At 63.7% G+C, this 1,214-nt stretch carries 2 protein-coding genes; both read left to right on the forward strand.

Going from position 1 to position 1,214, the window contains the following annotated elements:
- The first annotated feature begins 53 nt into the window (after nucleotides 1-53).
- A complete protein-coding gene (locus H5407_RS23470) occupies nucleotides 54-368 on the forward strand; it encodes a DUF1153 domain-containing protein (RefSeq protein WP_183106904.1) in 315 nt (104 codons plus the stop codon).
- Nucleotides 365-1,186 carry an IS3 family transposase gene (locus tag H5407_RS23475; protein WP_183106905.1) on the forward strand — a complete coding sequence of 274 codons (822 nt, stop codon included), beginning with the start codon at nucleotides 365-367 and terminating at the stop codon, nucleotides 1,184-1,186. Before H5407_RS23470 ends, H5407_RS23475 begins: the two co-directional genes overlap by 4 nt.
- Nucleotides 1,187-1,214: the final 28 nt, after the last annotated feature.

The following is a 1,214-nucleotide window of genomic DNA, read 5'->3' on the forward strand; positions in this document are numbered from 1 at the left end:
TGTATTGACCCAGTGAAAACCTGCTCAGGTGTTACCTTAGAGAGGAAGACACCATGAGTACGTTGATGGACGAAGAGATCAAGCGCTGGACCGCGAAGCGCAAGACGGCATTGGTCCTGGAGATCATCCAGGGCAAGACCAGCGTGTCGGAGGCCAGCAGGACCTATGACCTACCGCCCTCGGAGATCGAAAGCTGGATGGAGGACGGCCGCCGGGGCATGGAGAACGCGCTGAAGGCCAACCCGCAGGACGTGCGCGAGCAGTACGAGCGCCAGCTCAAGGAGCTCCAGGAGGCCTACGGCGAAGCGATGCTGGAGCTGCGCGCAAGAAAAAAATTGCAGTCCCTGTTGGGCGAGGACGAGAAGTGATCGAGACGATCCGTCAGGGACTGCAAGCCGACGGCATCACCGTCTCGATCAGCAAACTCTGCCGTTGGTTCGATGTCCCCAGGCGCAGCGTGTACTACCGGCCAGTGAAGTCCACGCCGACGCTGCAGGAACGCTTCGTGGCCCCCATCAAGGCCATGATCGAGGAGAACCCGTCCTTCGGGTATCGGACGGTGGCGCACCTGCTGGGCTTCAACAAGAACACGGTGCAGCGCATCTTCCAGCTCCGGGGCTGGCAGGTGCGCAAGCGCCCGGTGGGGTTCAGGCCTCGGATTCAGTCGCTGCCCTCGGTGGCCAAGGCGCCCAACGAGCGCTGGGCCACGGACATGTGCCGGGTCTGGGCGGGACGCGACGGTTGGACGACGATGGCGCTGGTCATCGACTGCCACAGCCGCGAACTGCTGGGCTGGCACCTGTCGCGCAGTGGGAAGTCCAAGACCGCCGAATCGGCGCTGGAGCAAGCACTGATCGCGCGCTTCGGCACGCTGGGCCGCGTGCCAGAGCCGTTCCTGCTGCGCTCGGACAATGGCTTGGTCTTCACCAGCCGCAGCTTCACGGCGCTGGTCCGAAGCTACGGGCTGCGCCAGGAGTTCATCACGCCGCACAGCCCGGAGCAGAACGGCCTGGTCGAGCGGGTGATCCGCACGCTCAAGGAGCAATGCGTGCACCGGCACCGCTTCGAGTCGCTGCAGCATGCCAGTCGCCTCATCGGGGACTGGATCCACTTCTACAACCACCGGCGCCCGCATCAGGCGCTGAACATGAGGACTCCCGCTGAGGCGTTTGCATTAGCGGCATGACCTGAGCAGGTTCTGCTGGGTCAATACA

Origin of the sequence: Mitsuaria sp. WAJ17 (assembly GCF_014174515.1) — a bacterium.
Classification (GTDB): domain Bacteria; phylum Pseudomonadota; class Gammaproteobacteria; order Burkholderiales; family Burkholderiaceae_C; genus Roseateles_B.

What these genes read in the sequence shown, in the direction of transcription:
- H5407_RS23470 (WP_183106904.1), top strand. Translation starts at nt 54, where the DNA reads ATGAGTACGTTGATGGACGAAGAGATCAAGCGCTGGACCGCGAAGCGC.